This is a genomic window from Microbacterium sp. Y-01 (assembly GCF_003856715.1).
Classification (GTDB): Bacteria; Actinomycetota; Actinomycetes; order Actinomycetales; family Microbacteriaceae; genus Microbacterium; species Microbacterium algeriense.
This window is the reverse complement of record NZ_CP024170.1, coordinates 702,491-723,916: the sequence shown is the minus strand read 5'-3', so window position 1 is coordinate 723,916 and position 21,426 is coordinate 702,491. Positions and strand designations below refer to the sequence as shown.

Here is a 21,426-nt window from a genome sequence, read left to right as displayed (position 1 = left end):
CTCGGATGCTGTCCGTGAGTGTACGGCACCTGCCAAGGGCGGCCCGATCTTGACGGGTATGCGGGTCGCCGCATAGCATGGCGGTTGAAACGATTCATGCCACAGGAGTCAGAAAGGCGGAGGCATCATGGAGCGCATCGGCTTCCAGCTGACGATCCGTCCCGAGCTGCTCGACGAATACCTCGAACGCCATGCCCCCGTATGGCCGGAGATGCTGGCCGAGATCGCTCGCGCCGGCCGGCGCAACTACACGCTGTTCCTCGGCGAGGGCGGCACGCTCTTCGGCTACTACGAGACCGATGACGACGCCGCCGCGCAGGCGCACCTCGCCGCGTCGCCGATCGCCGCCCGCTGGGAAGCCGAGATGAGCAGGTTCTTCGTCGATCTCGACGGCCGCCCCGACCAGGCGACCACCCCCCTCACCGAGGTGTTCCACCTCGAAGACCAGCTCGCCGCCGTCGGCGAGACCGCCCTCATCCGCATCGACGACGAAAGCAGCGCACCGTGAGCATCCTCTCCCCCGACACCCTCGCAGAGCTCGAGAAGCAGAGCATCGAGCTGCCCAGCTGGGCGTTCGGCAACTCCGGGACCCGGTTCAAGGTCTTCGGAACCCCCGGCACTCCCCGCGACCCGTACGAGAAGATCGCCGACGCGGCGCAGGTCAACGCCTACACCGCCCTCGCCCCCTCCGTCGCGCTGCACATCCCGTGGGACCTGGTCGACTCGTTCGACGATCTGCGCAAGCACGCCGAGGACCACGGCGTCACCCTCGGCACGGTCAACTCCAACACGTTCCAGGACGACGACTACAAGTTCGGCGCCCTCACCCACGAAGACCCGGCGATCCGACGGAAGGCGATCGATCACCACCTCGCGTGCATCGACGTCATGGATGCGACGGGCAGTCGCGACCTCAAGATCTGGCTCGCGGAAGGCTCGAACTACCCGGGTCAGGCCGACCTGCGCGGACGCCAGGACCGACTGCAGGAGTCGCTGGAGAAGATCTACGCCCGACTCGGCGACGATCAGCGCCTCGTGCTGGAGTACAAGTTCTTCGAGCCGGCGTTCTACCACACCGATGTTCCGGACTGGGGCACCTCGTACGCCCAGGTCAGCGCCCTGGGAGACAAGGCCATGGTGTGCCTCGACACCGGCCACCACGCTCCCGGCACGAACATCGAGTTCATCGTGATGCAGTTGCTGCGCCTCGGCAAGCTCGGGTCGTTCGACTTCAACTCGCGCTTCTACGCCGACGACGACCTGATCGTCGGCGCGGCCGATCCGTTCCAGCTCTTCCGCATCCTGTTCGAGGTCATCCGCGGTGGCGGCCTCAACAACCCCGACGTGGCGTTCATGCTGGATCAGTGCCACAACGTCGAGGACAAGATCCCGGGTCAGATCCGCTCCGTGCTGAACGTGCAGGAGATGACCGCGCGCGCTCTGCTCGTCGACCGGGACGCGCTCACCGCCGCCCAGAAGTCGGGCGATGTGCTCGCCGCCAACGCCGTGTTCATGGATGCGTTCTACACGGACGTGCGTCCGGCGCTGGCGCAGTGGCGCGAGTCGCGCGGACTCGCGGCCGACCCGATGGCCGCGTACGCCGCATCCGGTTACCAGCAGCGGATCGCCGAGGAGCGCGTCGGCGGCGTGCAGGCCGGATGGGGTGCCTGATCCGATGACCGCACCGTACATCGCCGACCACATCGTCGACGGTCCGCACGGGCCCCTCCGCATCCGCGTCTACACGCCCGAAGCGCCGAACGGCCTCGGCCTGGTGTGGGCGCACGGCGGCGGCTTCGCGGGCGGCGATCTCGACATGCCGGAGGCCGACGCGGTCGCCAGAGCCTTCGCGGATCGCGGCATCGTGGTCGCCAGCGTCGACTACCGCCTGGCGCCGATGACCGCGGACTGGACCACGCGCCTCGGCTCTCCCGAACGCGGCGGCACGCACTACCCCGTCCCGCATGACGAGGTCGTCGCGGCATTCCGCTGGGCGTCCATGTCGAGCAGGGCACCCCGCGGGTGGGCGATCGGCGGAGCGAGCGCGGGAGGCAACCTCGCCGCCGGCGCCGCGCTCCGTCTGGTCCACGAGCAGGGTCCGACACCCGCCCTCGTCGTGCTCGCCTACCCGACTCTCCAGGCCGTGCAGGATGCCCCCGACGCCGATCTGCGCGCCCTGCTGGATGCGGATCCGGCGGCCGACGTGTTCACTCCGGATTTCGTGCGCGGCATGTACGAGAACTACCTCGGGGGCGACACCGACGGCGCTGAGATCTACGCCGTTCCCGGCGTCGCGGAGCCGAAGGATCTCGCCGGCTTCCCACCGACGATCATGATCAACGACGAGACCGACGAGCTGCGGGTCTCCGGCGAGGCCTTCGCCCGCACCCTGACGTCAGCGGGCGCCGAGGTGACCGTGGCGGTCGAGCCCGGCACCACGCACGGCCACCTCAACCGTCCCACAGAGCCGGCCTTCGCCAGGACGATCGAGCAGTTCGCCGCTCGCATCCTGCAACTCCCCTGACTCCCAGCCGCACCTGGGCACCTTCTCCCACGAACCGAGGACTCGCATGACCACCGACACCGCTGCCGAACTGATCGCCCGCTCGAACCGCCTGGGCGCCGACCCGAAGAACACCAACTATGCCGGAGGGAACACCTCCGCCAAGGGCACGGCCACCGATCCCGTGACGGGGCAGCCCGTCGAGCTGCTCTGGGTCAAGGGCTCCGGCGGCGACCTCGGCACGCTGACCGAGAACGGACTCGCGGTGCTCCGCCTCGACAGGATGCGGGCCCTCGTCGACGTCTACCCCGGGGTCGACCGCGAAGACGAGATGGTCGCGGCGTTCGACTACTGCCTGCACGGCAAGGGCGGCGCCGCCCCGTCGATCGACACCGCGATGCACGGACTCGTGGACGCCGCGCACGTCGACCACCTGCACCCCGACTCCGGCATCGCGATCGCCACCGCCGCCGACGGCGAAGCACTGACCACGACGATCTTCGGCGACAAGGTGGTCTGGGTGCCCTGGCGGCGTCCCGGCTTCCAGCTCGGCCTTGACATCGCCGCGATCAAGAAGGCGAACCCGCAGGCCATCGGCTGCATCCTCGGCGGTCACGGGATCACGGCGTGGGGCGACACCTCCGCGGACGCCGAGACCAACTCCCTCTGGATCATCGACACTGCGGCGGAGTACATCGCCGAGCACGGGAAGGACGCTCCGTTCGGCGGTGTGCGGACGGGCTTTGAGGCGCTTCCGGAAGCGCTGCGGCGCGAGCGCGCGGCAGCCCTCACCGGCACGATCCGCGGCATCGCCTCCACCGACAAGCCCATGGTGGGCCACTACACCGACTCCCCGGAGGTGCTCGACTTCCTCGCCTCCGAGAAGGCCCCGGCGCTGGCCGCGCTCGGCACGAGCTGCCCCGATCACTTCCTGCGCACCAAGGTGAAGCCGCTGATCCTCGACCTCCCGGCGAGCGCGAGCGTCGAGGAGCAGATCGCGCGTCTGCACGACCTGCACGAGCAGTATCGCGCCGACTACCAGGCGTACTACGACGCGCATGCCACGGCCGACTCGCCGGCCATCCGGGGCGCCGACCCGCTCATCGTGCTCGTCCCCGGCGTCGGCATGTTCTCCTACGGAGCGAACAAGCAGACCGCCCGCGTGGCCGGCGAGTTCTACGTGAACGCCATCAACGTCATGCGTGGTGCCGAGGCGCTGTCGGCCTACTCCCCGATCTCGGACGCCGAGAAGTTCCGCATCGAGTACTGGGCACTGGAGGAGGCCAAGCTGCAGCGGATGCCGAAGCCGAAGTCGCACCAGGGACGCATCGCGTTCGTGACGGGCGCCGCTTCGGGAATCGGCAAGGCGATCGCCACGCGCCTCGCCGCGGAGGGAGCCTGCGTCGTCGTCGCCGACCTCGACCTCGAGAAGGCGCGGGCCGCCGCGGCTGAGCTGGGGAGCGCCGACGTCGCGATCGGAGTGGCCGCGAACGTCGCGGATGCGGATGCCGTGCAGGCAGCCCTCGACGAGGCGGTCCTCGCCTTCGGCGGCGTCGACCTCGTCGTCAACAACGCCGGATTGTCGCTGTCGAAGCCGCTGCTGGAGACGACCGAGAAGGACTGGGACCTGCAGCACGACGTGATGGCGAAGGGATCCTTCCTGGTGTCGAAGGCCGCCGCCCGGGTGCTCATCGACCAGACGCTCGGCGGCGACATCATCTACATCTCGTCGAAGAACTCCGTCTTCGCCGGCCCGAACAACATCGCCTACTCCGCCACCAAGGCCGACCAGGCCCACCAGGTGCGCCTCCTCGCGGTCGAGCTGGGCGAGTTCGGCATCCGCGTGAACGGCATCAACCCCGACGGCGTCGTGCGCGGTTCCGGCATCTTCGCCTCGGGGTGGGGCGCCAACCGCGCCGCGACATACGGCGTGAAGGAAGAGGACCTCGGCCAGTTCTACGCCAACCGCACGATCCTCAAGCGCGAGGTCGTGCCGGAGAACGTCGCGGACGCGGTCTACGTGCTCACGGGCCCCGAGCTCAGCCGCACCACGGGCCTGCACATCCCCGTCGACTCCGGCGTCGCCGCGGCCTTCCTCCGATGATCACCTTCCACCGAGCGCACGGGAACCCGTCGAGTGCACGGCCTGCGCTCGCGGCGAAGCCGTGCGCTCGACGGGATGCCGTGCACTCGAGCACAGGGCGCGGGGCGTGAGCGTGCGGGCGGTGGCGGCGGTCGACCTCGGCGCGACCAGCGGCCGAGTCATGATCGGGCGGATCGGCGACGGACGACTCGACCTCGAGCTCGTGTCGCGGTTCCCCAACGGGCCCGTCGAGCGCGCGGACGGACTGCACTGGGACTTCACCGCGCTGTACGAGCACGTGGTCGCCGGGCTCGCGGAAGCCGTGCGACGCGAACCCGGCATCGAGAGCATCGGGATCGACTCGTGGGCCGTGGACTACGGACTCCTGCGAGACGGCGAGCTTCTCGCCGAGCCGTTCCACTACCGGGATGAGCGCACGGCGCGGGGCGTCGAGCAGGTGCACACCGTCGCCGCGTTCACCGAACTGTATCGGCGCAACGGCCTGCAGTTCCTGCCCTTCAACACGCTGTATCAGCTTCGCGTCGACGAACGCCTCGCCGAGGCCGACACCGCGCTGCTGATCCCCGACCTGATCGCCTTCCTGCTCACCGGATCGGCGGTGGCCGAACGCACGAACGCCTCGACCACCGGCCTGCTCGGGGTCCAGGATGCCGAGTGGGATGCGGCGCTGGCCGAGCGCCTGGGCATCCCCCGCAGCATCCTGCCGCCTCTCGTGGATCCGGGTGCGACGATCGGAGCACTCCGCCCCGAGCTCGCCGCGCGCATCGGCGAACAGCTTCCGGTGATCTCGGTGGGCTCGCACGACACGGCCTCCGCCGTCGTGGCCGCGCCCCTGTCGACGCCGCGTTCCGCGTACATCTCCTGCGGCACGTGGGGTCTGGTCGGCGTCGAGCTGAGCGCCCCGGTGCTCACGGATGCCGCGCGCGAGGCGAACTTCACGCACGAGCTCGGGGTCGACGGTCGATACCGCTTCCTGCACAACGTCACCGGACTCTGGCTCCTCAGCGAGACCGTGCGGGCCTGGGAGGCGGACGACGGAGCACCGATCGACCTCCCGGAGCTGCTGTCGGCCGCCTCCGAGGTCACCGACGCGGTGGCGCTGTTCGATGCGAACGATCCGAGCCTCAGTGCGCCCGGCGATATGCCGGCACGCATCAAAGCCCTGCTCGGGGACGAGGCCCCGGCCACCAGGCCCGCCTTCGTGCGGAGCATCGTCGAATCGATCGCGGAGGCGTTCGCGCAGACCGTGCGCACCGCCTCTGCTCTCACCGGACGCGAGCTCGACAGCATCCACCTCGTCGGCGGCGGCTCGCTCAACCGCCTGCTCTGCCAGGCCACCGCCGACCGCACCGGGCTGCCCGTGCTGGCGGGGCCGGTCGAGGCGACAGCTCTGGGCAACGTGCTCGTCCAGGCGCGCGCGCTCGGAGCTGCACCGTCGACGCTGGAGGAGCTGCGTGCCCTCGTCTCGCACACGCACTCCCCCGCGCGCTTCACCCCTCGACGCTGACACCGCCGCGTCCGCGCGCGGCCGCACGCGGAAGGGGCGCCGGAGCCGAAGCTCCGACGCCCCTTTCCGGCGCCGACTCAGAAGTCGAAGTCGCCGATGTTGTCCGCGTCGAACACGAACGGGTCGCCGAGCACGACCACGCCGTCGGCGCCGACCGTGTACTCACCGAGGTCACCGGCTTCGAAGGTGTCGCCCTCGGCTCCGGTGATGTCCCCCTCGATGAGCGCCTTCGCGGCGAAGGCCGACAGGTAGCCGAGGTCCGCCGGGTTCCACAGGGCGAACGACGTGACCGTGCCGTCCTCCACGTATTCGCGCATCTGGTTCGGGGTGCCGAGACCGGTCAGCGCGACCTTGCCCTTGTAGTCCGAGGTGGACAGGTAGCGCGCAGCGGCCGCGATGCCGACCGTGGTCGGCGAGACGATGCCCTTCAGCTCGGGGTGGCTCTGCAGCAGTGCGGCCGTCTTGTCGAACGAGGTCTGGTCGTCATCGTCGCCGTACACGGTCTCGACGATCGTGATGTCGGGGTACTCGCTCGCGGCGTACTCCTTCATCAGCTCGATCCAGGCGTTCTGGTTGGTCGCGTTGGCGGAGGCCGACAGGATGGCGATCTCGCCGGAGCCGCCGATCTGCTCGGCGACCTGGTCGATCTGGGTCTTGGCGATGCCCTCGGAGTCGGCCTGGTTGATGAACACGTCTCGGCATTCGGGGTTCGTGTCGGAGTCGAAGGTGACGACCTTCACTCCGGCGTCCCTGGCCTCGTTGAGAGCGTCGCAGATGGCCTTCGGATCATTCGCCGACACGACCAGTGCGCCGACCGCCTGCTGGGTGGCGGTGTTGATGTAGCTCACCTGCGCGTCGGGTGTCGCTTCGGCGGGTCCCACCTCGGCGAACGTGCCGCTGAACTCCTCGACGGCCTTCTTGCCTCCCTCGCTGGAGGTATCGAAGTACGGGTTGCCGAGGTTCTTGGGCAGGAATGTGATCGCCAGGTTGTCGGACCCGCCGTCGCCGCCGGATCCGGAGCCGCCCGACCCGCTGCCGGTGTCGGCGCAGCCGGTCAGCACGAGCGCTGCGGCGACGGCCACGGCGGCGAACGCCGAGACTCTCTTGCGTGCAAACGTCATTGTTCTTCCTTTCGTGATGATCACCGCCGGCGGGTGCCGACAGCGAGAGGCCGCCTCATGGTGCGGGAGAGGCTGCGACGCGGAGGGGCGGTCCGGCCTTCGCACGGACGCGCTGGGCCCAGGCGAGGACGCTGGCCGCGACGACCGAGAAGATCAGCAGACCGCCGGTGATGATGTTGATGACGTCGGAGGTGACGCCGGCGAGGCGCAGGCCGCTGCCGAGCACGCCGATCAGGAGCACGGCCGCGACGACTCCGTGCAGGTGCCCTCGGCCGCCGAAGACCGAGACCCCGCCGAGCACGACGGCGGCGATCACCTGGAGCTCGAGTCCGGTGGCGTTGTCGCCGCGGGCGCTGCCGAAGCGCAGCGTGTAGAAGATGCCGGCGAACGCCGCGACCGCGCCGGAGAGGATGAACAGGATGAACTTCGTCTGCTCGACGTTGACGCCGGAGAACCGCGCGGCGTCCTTCGAGAGCCCGATGGCGTAGATGCCGCGGCCGAACGGGGTGAAGTGCAGCACGACCACGAAGATCGCGAGCAGCACCAGGAAAGGGATGACGATGTACGGGATCGTGGTGCCCGCGATCTTCGCCTTGGCCAGGGCCGTCCACATCTCGGGGAAGTCGGTGACGGCGGTCGTTCCCAGCAGACCGACGGCGAGACCGCGGAACAGCGCCAGGGTGCCGATCGTGACCGCCAGCGACGGCAGTCCGACCACCGTCACGAGGAAGCCGTTGAAGGCTCCTCCGACGACGCCGACCGCGAGCGCGGCCAGCGCGGCGACCTCGAACGGCGCGCCGGATTCGGTGAGCACGCCCGTGACGACGCTCGCCAGGCCGACCATCGAGCCCACGGACAGATCGATCTCTCCCGTGATCATCACAAGGGTCATCGGCAGGGCGATCAGGAGGATGGGGGCGACGTCGAGGAGCAGATAGTTGACGGTGATCGGCTGCGCGAAACCGCGGATGGATGCCGCCGAGACCACGACGACGAGCACGAGCAGGGCGATGATGGCGAATTCGCGGTTGAGGAGGACGCGCCGCCAGAGCGGGCGGTCGTAGTCCCGGATCACGCGGGTCGAGGTGGTGGATGTGGTCGTGGTCATGAGTCGTCCCTCGCCTCGATGAGCTGCCGTCTCTGTCGGACGGCGAGGACGCGATCCAGCACGATCGCGCCGATGATGAGCACGCCGACCACGGCCCGCTGCCAGAAGTCGGGGATCCCGAGGATCGGCAGCGCCCTGTTGATCGTCATCAGGAGCATGGCGCCGATCGCCGCTCCCCAGACCGTGCCCACCCCTCCCGTGATCGCGATGCCGCCGATCACGGCCGCGCCGACCGCATCGAGCTCCCAGCCCGAGCCGACCTGCGAGCTCACGGATCCGTAGCGGGCCACGTAGAAGACGCCTGCGAGTCCCGCGAGGGCACCGGAGAGGACGAAGGCGCTGAGCACCCGACGAGTCGTCTTGAGTCCGTACAGCTCTGCGGCGGCGGGGTCCGAGCCGATCGCGTAGTACTCGCGGCCGCCGCGGGTGTTGCGCATGTACCAGGCGGCGAGCGCGAGCACGATGATCGCCACGATCGACAGCACGGGGATCGTGAGGATCTGCTGGGTGCCCAGTCCCAGGAACTCGCGAGGAAGGTCCGAGGGGTGCACCTGGTCGCTGCCCGTCCACAGCACGTTGATGCCGCGGTAGGCATACAGCGTCCCGAGGGTGATCACCATGGCCGGGACCCGGGCGAACGCCACGAGGGCGCCGTTGATCAGGCCGAGCACCCCGCCGAACACGACGGCCGCGAGGACGACGAGCGGGATCGGGATGCCGGGCACGTCGATGAACAGCCGGCCGGTGAGGAAGGCGGTCAGGCCCATCACCGATCCGACGGAGAGGTCGACGTTGCGGGTGATGATGACGATCGCCTGTCCCACCGCCACGAGCATCAGGATCGACGGCGTGAGCAGGAGGTCGCGCCAGCCGTCGGCACTGAAGAGGAAGTTCGGGTTCTTCACGGTGGCCGCGACCACCACGAGGATCAGCGCGGCGAGGATCCCGAACTCCCGGGCGCGGCCGATGCCGCCGGGCTTCTTGGCGATCGCCGGCGCGGGCGCGGCGGGGGCGGTGGTCGTGCTCATGCGTGCTGCTCCGATGCGTGGGTGGCGGCGAACATGACGTTCTCGCTGGTGGCGTCCTCGCGCGCGAGTTCGGCGGTGATCCGCCCCTCCCTCATCACGAGCACGCGGTCGGCCATGCCGAGCACCTCGGGAAGCTCCGACGAGATCATGAGGATCCCCATGCCCTCGCCCGCCAGCTGCGACAGCAGCCGGTGCACCTCGGACTTGGTGCCGACGTCGATCCCGCGCGTCGGCTCGTCGATGATCAGGACGCGCGGATCGGTGGCGAGCCACTTGGCGAGCACCACCTTCTGCTGATTGCCCCCGGAGAGGGTCGCGGCGACGGTGTCGAGCGCATGCGCCTTCACCTCGAGCCGCGACGCCCACACCCGCGCCGCCCGGTTCTCCATGCCCGTGGTGAGGAGTCCCCACCGGGCGAGGTTCCGGCGGATCGCGAGCGTGATGTTGCCGCCCACGCCCGCGTCGATCACGAGTCCCTGTTTGCGCCGATCCTCCGGGACGAGCGCGAGGCCGCGGCGCATGGCCGCCGTCGGGTTGCGGCGCGGGACCGCGTTCCCCTGCATGCGCACCTCCCCCTCGCGATAGGGGTCGACGCCGAACACGGCTCGGGCGACCTCGCTGCGACCTGCTCCGACGAGACCGGCGAGCGCGACGATCTCTCCCGACCGGACGGTGAAGGAGATGTCGTGGAAGACGCCGGGGCTGGTGAGTCCGCGGACCTCGAGCAGCGGCTCGCCCACGGCGGCCTCCTGCTTCGGGAAGAGCTCCGTGACGTCGCGCCCGACCATCTGGCGCACGAGATCGTCGACCGTGGTGTCGGCGATGGGCGTCGTGTCGATGTAGGCGCCGTCGCGCATCACGGTGACCGTGTCGCACAGGTCGAACACCTCGTCGAAGCGGTGCGAGATGAACAGGATGGCCCGCCCTTCGTCGCGCAGGCTCCGAGCCACCGCGAACAGACGCTCCACCTCGACGCCGCTGAGGGCGGCGGTCGGCTCGTCCATGATGAGCACGCTCGCGTCGAGGGAGATGGCCTTCGCGATCTCGATGATCTGCTGGTCGGCGATCGAGAGTCCCTCGGTGATGCGATCGGGGTCGAGTGCGACACCGAGGCGCCGGAAGATGCGGTCCACCTCGGAGCGCATGGCCTTGCGATCGATGCGTCCGAGCGCGCCGGTCGGCTGTCGTCCCATGAAGATGTTCTCGGTGACCGAGAGGTCGGGGAACAGCGTGGGCTCCTGGTAGATCACGGCGATCCCCGCCGCCTTCGACTGCGCCGTGCTCGTGAAATCGACGTCCTCGCCGTGCAGGCGGAAGTCGCCGGAGTCGCGACGGTACAGACCCGCCATGATCTTCACGAGCGTCGACTTGCCCGCACCGTTCTCGCCGATGAGGGCGTGGATCGATCCGGGGCGGAGTGTGAGGCTTCCGGAGCGCAGTGCGATGACCGGTCCGAAGGACTTGACGACGCGATGCAGTTCCAGCGCGGTGGGGGGAGCACTGCGGACGGGTGCTTCGTCGACCACTGGCTTTCCTCTCCGTTGAGGGGGATGATGTTCGGGTTGAATCCGACCTGAATCGATTCAGGTGTGTTTCAGGCTAGTGTATGTGACGCGGGCCTCAGGTCAAGCCCTGATGCCTGAACCGTGATCCGCCCGATGACGAGAGGACAGCCGTGCCGGTCAGCATCCGCGATGTCGCCCTGCGCGCGGGGGTGTCCGTGGGGACGGTCTCGAACGTCCTGAATCGGCCGGAAGAGGTATCGAACGACTCCGTCGCGCGCGTGAGCCGCGCCATCGAGGAGCTCGGCTATGTGCGCAACGACGCCGCCCGCAAACTGCGCGCCGGTGTCAGCACCACCGTCGGCTTCGTCGTGCTCGACGGCCAGAACCCGTTCTACAGCGACGTGGTCCGCGGCGCCGAGGACGAGGCATCCAGCCACGGCATCGCGATCCTCTACGGCAACACCGACGAAGACCCGTCGCGCGAGAAGGTGTACCTCGACCTCTTCCGGGAGCAGCAGGTGCGCGGCCTGCTGATCGCCCCCTACGGCGACGTCATGACGCAGCTGCGCCGGTTCCGGGCGAGCGGCATCGCCACGGTCCTCGTCGACCGGTTCAGCGCCGACAGCGGGTTCTCCTCGGTCTCGGTCGACAGCGTGGCGGGCGGTCGACTCGCGGTCGAGCACCTCATCGAGGCCGGCCGACGCCGCATCGCCTTCGTCGGCGGCCCCTTCGACATGCGGCAGGTCACCGATCGACTCGCGGGCGCCCGTGCTGCGGCCGAGAACGCCGCCGTCCACGTCGACCTCGAGGTCGTGCCGACGGCGGCCATGACCGTGGCGGAGGGCGCAGCGGCCGGAGCGCGGCTGCTCACCCGTCCCCGCCGGGAGTGGCCGGATGCGCTGTTCGCCTCGAACGACCTGCTCGCGCTCGGCCTGCTGCAGTCCCTGGTCTCCGGCGGTCGCGTGCTCGTCCCCGACGAGATCGCCCTGATCGGCTTCGACGACATCCCGTTCGCGTCAGCAGCGGCCGTGCCGCTGTCGTCCATCCGCCAGCCCAGTCGGATGATCGGACGGACAGCTCTGCGGATCGTGCTCGAAGAGGCAGCCGATCCGGAGAGCATCCCCCGGCAGACCGTCTTCCCCCCGGAGCTGATCGTGCGGCGCTCCACCACCGGCTGACGGCAGGAGCGGGAGAGCCGAGCCCGGTCGCGCGTGCGGAGCGGACTCGGCTCCCAGCCGAGAGGCGTGCCGCCGGTCAGCCCGCAGTGGGGGCTTCGGCGTTCGCAGCGGAGATCAGCTGCTCGATCTGCTCGAACGACACCGGCAGACCCGGGAAACCGGCGAGGCGCCCGATCGGGAATGATGCCATGATCTTCTGCATCGCCTCGTCGTTGGGCATCATGGAGGCGCCGGCCGCGTCGCCACCGGTCCCGCCCAGCATCCCGCCCATCGCCTGCTGCACGATCGGACCGGCGACCGGATGTGCGAGGAGGTCGCCCACGGACGAGTTCATGGTGAGTTCCTGATGAACCTCGTCACCGGAGACGTCGACGGTCGCGGTCGCGCGGATGTCTCGGCTCGACGCGGCGACGTCGACTGTGTAGGCACCGCCTTCGACGACCCAGCGGTCGACGCGGATGTCCCAGTACGCGAGGTCTTCGCGCCGCACGACCAGCTCGACCGTGCGGGTCTCTCCCGCGGCGAGCGGGACCGAGGCGAACGCCTTGAGCTCGCGGGGGGCGCGCTGCACGATCGACGTGGTCGGGGCGACGTAGACCTGCACGACCTCCCTGCCGTCGCGGTCGCCCGCGTTCGTGACGTCGACGCGCACGAGCACGTCGCCGTCGCTGTGGACCTCGGCTGTCGCCGCCCCGTAGTCGAAGGTCGTGTACGACAGGCCGTGACCGAACGGGAAGGTCACCTCGAGGCCCTTCGCGTCGTACCAGCGGTAGCCGACCAGCAGGCCCTCTCCGTAGCGGACGTGGCCGAACTCGCCGGGGAAGTTCCCGAACGAGGGGTTGTCCTCCAGGCGCACCGGCACCGTCTCGGTGAGCTTCCCGGACGGGTTGACCGCACCGTAGAGCACATCGGCGACAGCACCGCCGCCGGCCTGCCCGAGCAGCCAGCCCTCGACGATAGCGGGCACCCGCTCCGCGAAGGGCAAGGCGACGACTCCACCGTTGGAGAGCACGACGACGACGCGGGGGTTCGCCTCGAGCACCGCGTCCAGCACCGCGAGCTGCTCGGCGGGCAGGTCGATGTGGTCGCGGTCGAAGCCCTCCGACTCCTCCGCCGCGGGGAGACCGAGGAACAGCACGACCACGTCCGCCGCCGTCGCGACCTCGACAGCCTCGGCCCGCAGATCGTCCGCGGAGCGTCCGGACGCGGCGATCGCCCCGCCCTCGACCGCGAAGCCGGGAGCGTGGCTGACGTTCTCGCCGCCGAAAGCCCGCATCTCCTCGAGCGCCGTGTCGACACGCGTCGGGTTGATCAGCGAAGAGCCCGCTCCCTGGAACCGCGGCTCGGTGGCGAACGCACCGATCACGGCGACCTTCTGATCGCCGGCGAGCGGCAGCAGCGCACCGTCGTTCTTCAGCAGCACGATGGACCGACCAGCGGCCTCCCTGGCGAGCGCGTGGTGCACGTCGACGTCGAGAGGCCCGGCAACGGCAGGACGCCGGCCGGCTTTGCGCACGAGGTCGATCGCACGACCGGCCGCGGTGTCGAGCACGCTCTCGGCGAGTTCGCCCGCACGCACGGCTGCGACGAGCTGCGCATCCGTCCGGCCGCCGGAGGAGGGCATCTCCAGGTCGAGTCCTGCGGCGACGCCGGCGACGCGGTCGTTCACGGCTCCCCAGTCGGAGACGACGAGGCCGTCGAAGCCCCAGTCGTCCCGCAGCACGCTGGTGAGCAGCCAGGGGTCCTCGGAGGTCCAGACGCCGTTGAGCTTGTTGTACGAGCACATGACCGTCCATGGCGAGGCGTCCTTCACGACGCGCTCGAATCCGCGCAGGTAGATCTCCCGCAGCGGACGCGGGTCGACGTCGGAGCTCGCGCGCATGCGGTCGAACTCCTGGTTGTTCGCGGCGAAGTGCTTGAGCGAGGTGCCGACGCCCTGCGACTGGATGCCGCGGACGGACGCGGCGCCGAGCACTCCCGACACGATCGGGTCCTCGGAGAAGTACTCGAAGTTGCGGCCGCACAGCGGCGAGCGCTTGATGTTGATGCCGGGTCCGAGCACGACGGCGACGTCCTCGATCGCGGCCTCCACGCCGATCGCGGCGCCCACGCGCTCGATGATCTCCGGATCCCACGATGAGCCGATGCCGACCGCGGGCGGGAAGCAGGTCGCCGGCACGCTGGAGGCGAGGCCGAGGTGGTCGGTGGCGCCGGACTGCTTGCGGAGTCCGTGCGGGCCGTCGGTCATCATCACCGAGGGGATGCCGACGCGGTCGATCGCCTTCGTGGTCCAGAAGTCCGCGCCGCTGGTGAGCGCCGCCTTCTCCTCGAGCGTGAGGTCGGAAGCCGAGTTCTCGGTCATGGTGGTCCTTTCGCGGGCGACGTCGATGTCCTTGCGAAAACCATATGCTCTTCAGTATTAGATTTCAAACAGCATTCAGGATTAGTCTCGGAGCATGGCACGACGGGGTTCGTACGCGAAGGGCGTGGCGCGACGGGAGGAGATCCTCGAGAGCGCGCTCGACGTGATCGGACGCAAGGGCTATCAGAACGCCTCGCTCAAGGAGATCGCCGAGGTCGTCGGTGTGACCCCCGCTGCCCTCCTGCACTACTTCGGCTCGAAGGAGGAGCTCTTCACGGAGGTCCTCCGCAAGCGCGACGAGCACGACGGGCTGGATCCCTCCGCCCTCAGCGCGGACGATGCCCGAGGCGCCTTCCTCGACGTGATCCGGCACAACACCGAGGTCCCCGGACTCGTCGCCCTGTTCTCGCGGCTCGCGGTCGATGCAGCGGACCCGGCGCATCCCGCCCACCCGTACTTCCTCGACCGCAGTGCACGCCTCCGCGAGTCCATCGCCGACAACTTCGGCGGTGAGCAGCAGCCCTCCGCCCTCGACCCCGACACCCTCGCCCGCGTGATCCAGGCCGTGTCCGACGGACTCCAGCTGCAGTGGATGATCGATCCGACGGTCGACATGCCCGGCATCATGGCCGCCCTGATCGACGCCCTGCTCCCTCCGACGGCACCCGGGCCCTAGCTCTCCGGCACCCTCTCCCGTCCACTCGGGGGACACCTGTCGGGCGGATGTCCGGATGTCGGGCGATTGCCCCAGATCCGGTCCTGCATCCGCCCGCCCGCCCGACATCCGTGCGGGCGGACCGACGCCGTGCACTACCCCTTCACGGCACCGCCGAGACCTGCCGAGCGCAGGAACACCGACTGGAAGACGAGGAACATCGCGATCGGGATGAGAGTCGCGATCGCCAGCGCCGCCAGGAACACATCCAGTTCGGTCTGCGATTGCACGGCGGGAAGCCGCACCGACAGCGGCTGCACCGCGGGGTCAGGCAGCACCAGCATGGGCCACAGATAGTCCTTCCACGCGGCGATGATCGCGAAGACCGAGACCACCCCGAGGATCGGCTTCGACATCGGCAGCACGATCGACCAGAACAGCCGGAAGGGCCCGGCGCCGTCCGTACGCGCGGCCTCGAACACCTCGCGCGGCAGGCTGTCGAAGAACCGCTTCACCAGCAGGATGTTGAAGGCGTTCGCGCCCATCGGCAGCCACACCGCGAGGTAGTTGTTGAGCAGACTCACATCGCCCGGCAACGGCGGCCGGACGATCGTCAGGTACAGCGGCACCAGCAGCACGATCCCGGGGATGAACAGCGTCGCCAGCACCAGCGCGTTGAGGATGGGCGCGTAAGTCGGGCGCAGCACCGAGAGCGCATAGCCCGCCGTCGTCGCGATGAACAGCTGCACGAACCAGGCCCCGAGCGCGATGATCACCGTGTTGAGGAAGTACTGGTCGATGTGGATGTCGTTCCACGCGGTCGAGAGGTTCTCCCAGTCCATGCCGTTCGGCCACAGCGCGAACGGCTGCTGCAGGGTGTCCTGCGTCGGCGTGATCGCCGACTTCGCGAGCCACAGGATGGGACCGAGTCCGGCGACGACCAGGCCCACGGCGAGGAACACGTGCGTGAGCGTCATCCCGATGCGGATGCCGGGGCGCCGACGTTCGGAGTCGGAGATGACGGTGCGATCGCCCGCACTGTCGGCGGCCTTCTCCGCGGCCTTCTCCGCGGCGCGGGTCGAGAGGCGGGTGGTGAGGCTCACGTCGTGCTCCAACGGTCGGTCAGCTTGAAGTACAGCCAGGAGAGGAGGGCGAGGACGATCGCCAGCAGCACCGAGACGGCCGTGGCCTCGCCGTAGTCGCCGCCCAGGCTGTTCCGGAAGGCCTTGTCGTAGATGTACAGCAGCACGGTCTTGGTCGCTCCCGCGGGGCCGCCGCCGGTGAACAGGAACGGCTCGAGGAAGACCTGAGCGGTCGCGATCACCTGCAGGATCAGCATGATGAAGAGGATGCCGCGCAGCTGCGGCAGCGTGACGTGCCAGACCTTCTTCCAGATCCCGGCACCGTCGACCTCGGCCGCGTCGTAGAGCTCGGGTGGCACGCCCAGGAGTGCCGCGAGGTAGATGATGATCGATCCCCCGGCTCCGGCCCAGGTGGCCTCGAGCACGAGCGAGGGCATCGCCTGCACGGCGTCCTGGATCCACGGCTGCGGAGGGATGCCCACGAACCCGAGCACGGTGTTGAACACACCGGACGGGTCGGCACTGTAGAAGAACTTCCACAGCAGCACGGCCACGACCGGGGGAATCACGACCGGGAGGTAGGCGAGCGCGGAGTAGATGCCCTTGCCGCGGCGCACCTCGCTCATGAGCACGGCCATCAGCAGCGGCAACGGGAACCCGAAGAGCAGGGCGAGCACGGCGAACCACAGCGTGTTGATCACGGCGCGACCGAGTTCGGGGTCGCCGATCACGGCGAGGTAGTTGTCGAACCCGACCCACTCGGAGACGATCAGGTTGGTCTTCTGCAGGCTCATGACCACCGACTGCACGATCGGCGACCACGAGAAGAACACGAACACGAAGAGCATCGGGAGCACGAACAGGAGGTTCGCGAGCCCGCCGCCGCGGAACCAGGTGAGGGGTGAGCGGCGGCGGGAGCGGCGCACAGCGGGCGGCGGAGAATCCTCCACCGCCGCCCGCTGCTCGGGGAGCGTCATCGTCATGAAGGTCTACTCGTCGAGCTTCGCCTGCGCATCGCTCTGCGCCTGAGCCAGGAGAGCGTCGATGTCGGCGTTCTGGTCGGTCAGGACCTTCTGCACCACGGTGTCGAGCAGGGCATAGACCTCCTGCGTCTTGACCTTCGGCTCCCCCACCGGCGTCTGATCCCAGATGCGGTCGCTGAACGGCGCCATCTGGTCGACCGGCACGTTGATGTAGTCGGCGATCCACTCCTGCGACTCGTCGTACAGCTCCCGGCTGAGCACCGGCAGCAACGGGGTTCCGACGGCCTGACCCGACTCGTTCAGGGTCTTCGCGTCGAGCACCGCGGCATCCTTGTCCATGAGCTTCTGCATGTAGTACCAGTCGATCCAGGTCACTGCGGCTTCCTTGGTCGCGTCATCGACCGTGGGGCTGATCACGGCGATGTCACCGCCGCCGAGCGTGCCGGGATCGTCGCCTTCCATGGGCACGACGGTCATGCCGTAGATGTCCGAGTCCATGCCGAAGTCGCGCACGAGAGCGGTGTAGATGTCGGAGCCGGAGGTGTACATGCCGATGTTGCCCGCGGCGAACTCCTGGTTGATGGTCCCCCAGTCGAGGTCGACCTTCGAGCCGAAGGCGTTGTCCTCCCACTTCACGTCGTGCAGGAACTGGAGGGAGGCCTTGGTCGCGTCGTTGTCGATCGTCGACTCGGCGGTGCCGTCCCCGTTGTCGGTCTGCGTGCGGCCACCACGGGCCACGGTCTGCGACGTGAGCTGCCATCCACCGGTGTTGTTGATCGCCATCTGCGCGTAGCCGGCCTTGCCGGTGGCGTCCGTGATCTTCTTGGCGGCCTCGCGGATCTCGTCCCACGTCTCCGGAGGGCTGTCGGGGTCGAGCCCCGCCTGCTCGAACAGATCGCGGTTGTAGTGCAGTGCTGCGGCGTAGGCCTGCCGCGGGAAGCCGTAGATCTTGCCGTCGGCGCCGGTGACCCCGTCGAGGATGATGGGGTTGAACTTGTCCGTGTATCCGAGCTCTTCGATCGCGTCGGTCACATCCATCAGCTGCCCGTTCTCGAGCAACGTCTTGGAGTCGGTGAACGGCACGGTGAAGACGTCGGGCAGGCTTCCCCCGGCGAGCTGCACGGCGAATGTGGGGCCTTCCCACTCGTACTCGACACCGATGATGTCGATGTCGGGGTGCTCCTTCTCGAACTGCTTCTCCTGGGCGGCGAACGCATCGTACGCGGCCGTATCCGCCCCGGGCGGGAACGTCGCGACGCGCAGCTCGAGGCGTCCGTCGGCGCCGTCCCCGTCGCCGGCGGACGTGCAGCCGGCAAGGGCGCCGACCGTCGCGAGCACGGCGATGCCGGCGGCCATGGCCTTCGTTGGTGACTTCATTGTCTGTCCTTCCATGTGGTGCTGAACGGGTGGTGCAGGATCACGACGGCGCTCACTGCGAGCGCGCGGGGGTGGCCCGCAGAGCGAGCCAGGCTGTGGAGTCGGGCGGGAGCACGCCGTCGAGCGGCGCGCCGGAGAGGAGGACCTCATGGTGTGCAGGCAGCGGCACGGCGATCGCCCCGAGGTTGGTGACGCTGAGCGTGTCGTCACCACGGCGGAAGGCGAGGACGTCGGCGCCCAGTTCGAGCCACTCCAGGTCGTCGCCGGCGAAGTCGTCGATCCGGCGGCGCAGGGCGATGGCCCGACGGTAGAGGTTGAGCATCGAAGCAGGATCCGCGTCCTGCGCATCGACCGTGAGCGCGGCCCAATCGTCGGGCTGGGGAAGCCAGGGGGTGCCGCCGAAGCCGTAGGGACTCGCCGCCCCCGTCCAGGGCAGGGGCACGCGACAGCCGTCCCGCCCCGGGTCGACCCCGCCGGAGCGGAAGTGCATGGGGTCCTCGATCGCGTCGAGCGGCAGCTCCACCTCGGGCAGACCGAGTTCGTCTCCCTGGTAGATGTAGAGGCTGCCCGGCAGGGCCGCGACGAGCAGCGCAGCGGCGCGGGCTCGCCGTGCGCCGCGAGCCGGGTCGGTCGGGGTGCCGAAGCGCTTGCGCTCGAACGCGAACGAGGAATCCGCCTGCCCGTAGCGCGTGACCGGACGCGTGACGTCGTGGTTCGAGAGCACCCACGTCGCCGGGGCACCGACCGGCGCATGCTCCGCGAGGGTGCGGGTGATGGAATCGCGCATGGCACGCGCGCTCCACGGCTGCGTCATGAAGCCGAAGTTGAAGGCGGTGTGCATCTCCCCCGGCCGCAGGTACCGGGCGAATCGCTCGGCATCCTCGAGCCACACCTCGCCCACGAGCACCCGCTCCCCGTCGTACTCGTCGGCGACCGCACGCCACTCGCGATAGATGTCGTGCAGCTCGTCACGGTCGATGTGCGGATGGTCCACCGTGGGCGCCGAGCCGGCGGGGAGGTCGGGAAGGGCGGGGTCCTTGACGGGAAGAGCCGCCGAGTCGATCCGCACACCCGCGACCCCGCGGTCGAACCAGAACCGCAGGACGTCTTCGTGCTCACGCCGCACATCGGGGTGGTTCCAGTTCAGGTCCGGCTGCTCGGGGGTGAACAGGTGCAGGTACCACTCGCCGTCGCTGCCGTCGGGGTTCCGGGTACGCGACCAGGTCTCGCCCTGGAAGCTCGACACCCAGTTCGTCGGGATGACGTCTCCGTGCTCCCCGCGGCCGGGGTGGAACCAGAACCGTTCCCGCTCCGGACTGCCTGGACCGGCCGCCAGCGCTCGCTGAAACCACTCGTGCTGATCCGAGATGTGGTTGGGCACGATGTCGACGATCGTGCGGATGCCCAGTGCGAGCGCCTCCGCGATCAGCTGCTCGGCTTCCTCCAGGGAGCCGAAACGGGGATCGATGCGGCGGTAGTCCTGCACGTCGTACCCGCCGTCGGCGAGGGGGCTCAGGTACCACGGGGTGAACCAGAGCGCGTCCACCCCGAGGCTCTTCAAGTACGGGAGCCTCGAGCGGACACCGGCGAGATCGCCGATGCCGTCGCCGTTTCCGTCCGCGAAGCTGCGCACATACACCTGATAGATCACGGCTGTCCGCCACCAGCCGTCGCCGACGGGCATGGTCAGCGTGCGGGCGGGTGCCGCCGTGCGCAGAACGTCAGTGTCCACGGAACTCCTCGTCGTCGGTGGCGATGAGTCGAATGTAGCTTTCCCAACCACTTAACGCAAGAAGTAAACGAAATGTCGCAAATTTGCGATGCCTTGCGGGCGCAGCAATTGGCGCCCCCTCAGGGACCTGGGGTCAAAGGGGCAGGGGCCCCGTGGAGGCGCGCAGCACCAGTTCGGGCTCGAAGAGGAGCTCGTCGCTCGGCTGAGCAGTGCCGGCGATCTGAGCGAGCAGGAGGGCGATCACGGCTCGCCCCATCGACTCGATCGGCTGCCGGACCGTGGTCAGCGGCGGCTCGGTGCAGCTCATCAGCGCGGAGTCGTCGAATCCGACGATGCTCACGTCACCCGGCACCGACAGTCCGGCACGCCGGGCCGCACGCACCGCCCCGAGCGCCATCGGGTCGCTCGCGCACACGATCGCCGTCGCACCGGCGGCGAACAGTCGCGAAGCCCCCGCCTGGCCGGACTCGAGGGAGTACATGCCGCGCACGACGAGCTCGTCCGCCAGCGGTGTACCGAGCGATTCGAGCAGACGTCGCGCCGATTCGAGCTTGCGGCGGGACGGGATGTGATCCTCCGGCCCGAGCAGCAGGCCGATCTTCCGATGCCCGAGCTGGTGCACGTGCAACACCGCCTGTTCCGCGGCGGCGGCATCATCGGTCGACACCGTGGCGAACGGCAGCTCCGGCACACGGGCGTTGACGAGCACGGTCGGGAGGTTCACCTGGCGCAGGCGCTCGTAGTGCTGATGCGCGGCGTCCGCCTGCGTGTAGTTCCCCCCCAGAAAGATGACACCGGACACCTGCTGCGCGAGGAGCAGGTCGACGTAGTCCGACTCCGTCACACCTCCGGCGTTCTGCGTGCAGAGCAGCGGCGTGTACCCGTTCTGGGTGAGCGCTCCGCCGACGATCTCGGCGAAGGCGGGGAAGATCGGATTCTGCAGCTCGGGCAGCACCAGGCCCACGAGCCGGGCGCGCTCTCCGCGCAGCTTCGTCGGCCGCTCGTAGCCGAGGACGTCGAGTGCGGTGAGGACCGCTTGGCGCGTGGCGTCCGAGACCCCGGGCTTCTCATTGAGCACACGACTGACCGTCGCCTCACTCACTCCGACCTTGCGGGCCACCTCGGCGAGTCGCTTCGACATGCAGTCAGTGTACGCAAGCCCTTGCAAGAGTGCGCAAAGG

17 protein-coding genes are annotated in these 21,426 nt (G+C 69.1%); 7 read left to right on the top strand and 10 right to left on the bottom strand.

Annotated features, from left to right (window positions below; genetic code table 11):
* The first annotated feature begins 127 nt into the window (after positions 1–127).
* From CSX12_RS03290 to CSX12_RS03270, 5 genes are all read left to right on the top strand, one after another.
* The gene (locus CSX12_RS03290) at positions 128–508 is read left to right on the top strand and encodes an L-rhamnose mutarotase (protein WP_124894842.1); all 381 of its coding nucleotides are present in this window, start codon (positions 128–130) and stop codon (positions 506–508) included.
* Positions 505–1,671, top strand: coding sequence for an L-rhamnose isomerase (gene rhaI, locus CSX12_RS03285; protein ID WP_017204541.1), 1,167 nt, complete (start codon positions 505–507; stop codon positions 1,669–1,671). The genes CSX12_RS03290 and rhaI overlap by 4 nt, the downstream gene beginning before the upstream one ends.
* Positions 1,672–1,675: 4 nt before the next feature.
* Complete coding sequence (locus CSX12_RS03280) at positions 1,676–2,524, top strand: alpha/beta hydrolase fold domain-containing protein (protein WP_241160554.1); 849 nt, start codon at positions 1,676–1,678, stop codon at positions 2,522–2,524.
* A 46-nt stretch (positions 2,525–2,570) separates the two neighbouring features.
* Positions 2,571–4,607 (top strand): bifunctional aldolase/short-chain dehydrogenase, encoded by a 2,037-nt coding sequence (locus CSX12_RS03275; RefSeq protein WP_124894840.1) that lies wholly within the window; start codon positions 2,571–2,573, stop codon positions 4,605–4,607.
* A 160-nt stretch (positions 4,608–4,767) separates the two neighbouring features.
* A complete protein-coding gene (locus CSX12_RS03270) occupies positions 4,768–6,114 on the top strand; it encodes a rhamnulokinase family protein (RefSeq protein ID WP_241160599.1) in 1,347 nt (448 codons plus the stop codon).
* Between the two features lie 77 nt (positions 6,115–6,191).
* Here CSX12_RS03270 and rhaS read toward each other — a convergent pair whose 3' ends face one another.
* Genes rhaS through CSX12_RS03250 form a run of 4 tightly spaced genes read right to left on the bottom strand, consistent with a single transcriptional unit; the run spans position 6,192 to position 10,897 of the window.
* Positions 6,192–7,235 carry a rhamnose ABC transporter substrate-binding protein gene (gene rhaS, locus CSX12_RS03265; RefSeq protein WP_124894838.1) on the bottom strand — a complete coding sequence of 348 codons (1,044 nt, stop codon included), beginning with the start codon at positions 7,233–7,235 and terminating at the stop codon, positions 6,192–6,194.
* A 55-nt stretch (positions 7,236–7,290) separates the two neighbouring features.
* Entirely contained in the window at positions 7,291–8,343 is a 1,053-nt protein-coding gene (locus CSX12_RS03260; RefSeq protein ID WP_124894837.1) for an ABC transporter permease, read from the bottom strand.
* The gene (locus CSX12_RS03255; RefSeq protein WP_017204535.1) at positions 8,340–9,371 is read right to left on the bottom strand and encodes an ABC transporter permease; all 1,032 of its coding nucleotides are present in this window, start codon (positions 9,369–9,371) and stop codon (positions 8,340–8,342) included. Before CSX12_RS03255 ends, CSX12_RS03260 begins: the two co-directional genes overlap by 4 nt.
* Positions 9,368–10,897 carry a sugar ABC transporter ATP-binding protein gene (locus CSX12_RS03250; RefSeq protein WP_017204534.1) on the bottom strand — a complete coding sequence of 510 codons (1,530 nt, stop codon included), beginning with the start codon at positions 10,895–10,897 and terminating at the stop codon, positions 9,368–9,370. The genes CSX12_RS03255 and CSX12_RS03250 overlap by 4 nt, the downstream gene beginning before the upstream one ends.
* A gap of 149 nt (positions 10,898–11,046) precedes the next feature.
* Between CSX12_RS03250 and CSX12_RS03245 the strand changes: the two genes are divergently transcribed.
* A complete protein-coding gene (locus tag CSX12_RS03245) occupies positions 11,047–12,054 on the top strand; it encodes a LacI family DNA-binding transcriptional regulator (RefSeq protein WP_124894836.1) in 1,008 nt (335 codons plus the stop codon).
* A gap of 76 nt (positions 12,055–12,130) precedes the next feature.
* Here the strand turns inward: CSX12_RS03245 and CSX12_RS03240 are convergent, their stop codons facing one another.
* On the bottom strand, positions 12,131–14,416 hold the full coding sequence (locus tag CSX12_RS03240; RefSeq protein WP_124894835.1) for a glycoside hydrolase family 3 C-terminal domain-containing protein: 2,286 nt from the start codon (positions 14,414–14,416) through the stop codon (positions 12,131–12,133).
* Positions 14,417–14,510: 94 nt separating this feature from the next.
* On the opposite strand from CSX12_RS03240, the gene CSX12_RS03235 reads away from it, so the two are divergent.
* Complete coding sequence (locus tag CSX12_RS03235; protein ID WP_124894834.1) at positions 14,511–15,092, top strand: TetR/AcrR family transcriptional regulator; 582 nt, start codon at positions 14,511–14,513, stop codon at positions 15,090–15,092.
* Between the two features lie 134 nt (positions 15,093–15,226).
* Here CSX12_RS03235 and CSX12_RS03230 read toward each other — a convergent pair whose 3' ends face one another.
* The 5 genes from CSX12_RS03230 to CSX12_RS03210 form a co-directional block, all read right to left on the bottom strand.
* A complete protein-coding gene (locus tag CSX12_RS03230; protein ID WP_017204530.1) occupies positions 15,227–16,174 on the bottom strand; it encodes a carbohydrate ABC transporter permease in 948 nt (315 codons plus the stop codon).
* Entirely contained in the window at positions 16,171–17,136 is a 966-nt protein-coding gene (locus CSX12_RS03225; protein ID WP_192576794.1) for a sugar ABC transporter permease, read from the bottom strand. Before CSX12_RS03225 ends, CSX12_RS03230 begins: the two co-directional genes overlap by 4 nt.
* A 6-nt stretch (positions 17,137–17,142) precedes the next feature.
* On the bottom strand, positions 17,143–18,513 hold the full coding sequence (locus tag CSX12_RS03220; protein WP_124894833.1) for an extracellular solute-binding protein: 1,371 nt from the start codon (positions 18,511–18,513) through the stop codon (positions 17,143–17,145).
* Between the two features lie 52 nt (positions 18,514–18,565).
* Positions 18,566–20,197 (bottom strand): glycoside hydrolase family 13 protein, encoded by a 1,632-nt coding sequence (locus tag CSX12_RS03215; RefSeq protein ID WP_206427151.1) that lies wholly within the window; start codon positions 20,195–20,197, stop codon positions 18,566–18,568.
* A gap of 181 nt (positions 20,198–20,378) precedes the next feature.
* A complete protein-coding gene (locus tag CSX12_RS03210) occupies positions 20,379–21,386 on the bottom strand; it encodes a LacI family DNA-binding transcriptional regulator (RefSeq protein ID WP_124894831.1) in 1,008 nt (335 codons plus the stop codon).
* Positions 21,387–21,426: the final 40 nt, after the last annotated feature.

Coding starts and splice junctions, on each gene's coding strand:
- CSX12_RS03235 (WP_124894834.1), top strand. CDS start 14,511: ATGGCACGACGGGGTTCGTACGCGAAGGGCGTGGCGCGACGGGAGGAG.
- CSX12_RS03215 (WP_206427151.1), bottom strand. CDS start 20,197: ATGCCCGTCGGCGACGGCTGGTGGCGGACAGCCGTGATCTATCAGGTG.
- CSX12_RS03275 (WP_124894840.1), top strand. CDS start 2,571: ATGACCACCGACACCGCTGCCGAACTGATCGCCCGCTCGAACCGCCTG.
- CSX12_RS03280 (WP_241160554.1), top strand. CDS start 1,676: ATGACCGCACCGTACATCGCCGACCACATCGTCGACGGTCCGCACGGG.
- CSX12_RS03260 (WP_124894837.1), bottom strand. CDS start 8,343: ATGACCACGACCACATCCACCACCTCGACCCGCGTGATCCGGGACTAC.
- rhaS (WP_124894838.1), bottom strand. CDS start 7,235: ATGACGTTTGCACGCAAGAGAGTCTCGGCGTTCGCCGCCGTGGCCGTC.
- CSX12_RS03255 (WP_017204535.1), bottom strand. CDS start 9,371: ATGAGCACGACCACCGCCCCCGCCGCGCCCGCGCCGGCGATCGCCAAG.
- CSX12_RS03290 (WP_124894842.1), top strand. CDS start 128: ATGGAGCGCATCGGCTTCCAGCTGACGATCCGTCCCGAGCTGCTCGAC.
- CSX12_RS03225 (WP_192576794.1), bottom strand. CDS start 17,136: ATGACGATGACGCTCCCCGAGCAGCGGGCGGCGGTGGAGGATTCTCCG.
- CSX12_RS03220 (WP_124894833.1), bottom strand. CDS start 18,513: ATGAAGTCACCAACGAAGGCCATGGCCGCCGGCATCGCCGTGCTCGCG.
- CSX12_RS03240 (WP_124894835.1), bottom strand. CDS start 14,416: ATGACCGAGAACTCGGCTTCCGACCTCACGCTCGAGGAGAAGGCGGCG.
- CSX12_RS03270 (WP_241160599.1), top strand. CDS start 4,768: ATGATCGGGCGGATCGGCGACGGACGACTCGACCTCGAGCTCGTGTCG.
- CSX12_RS03210 (WP_124894831.1), bottom strand. CDS start 21,386: ATGTCGAAGCGACTCGCCGAGGTGGCCCGCAAGGTCGGAGTGAGTGAG.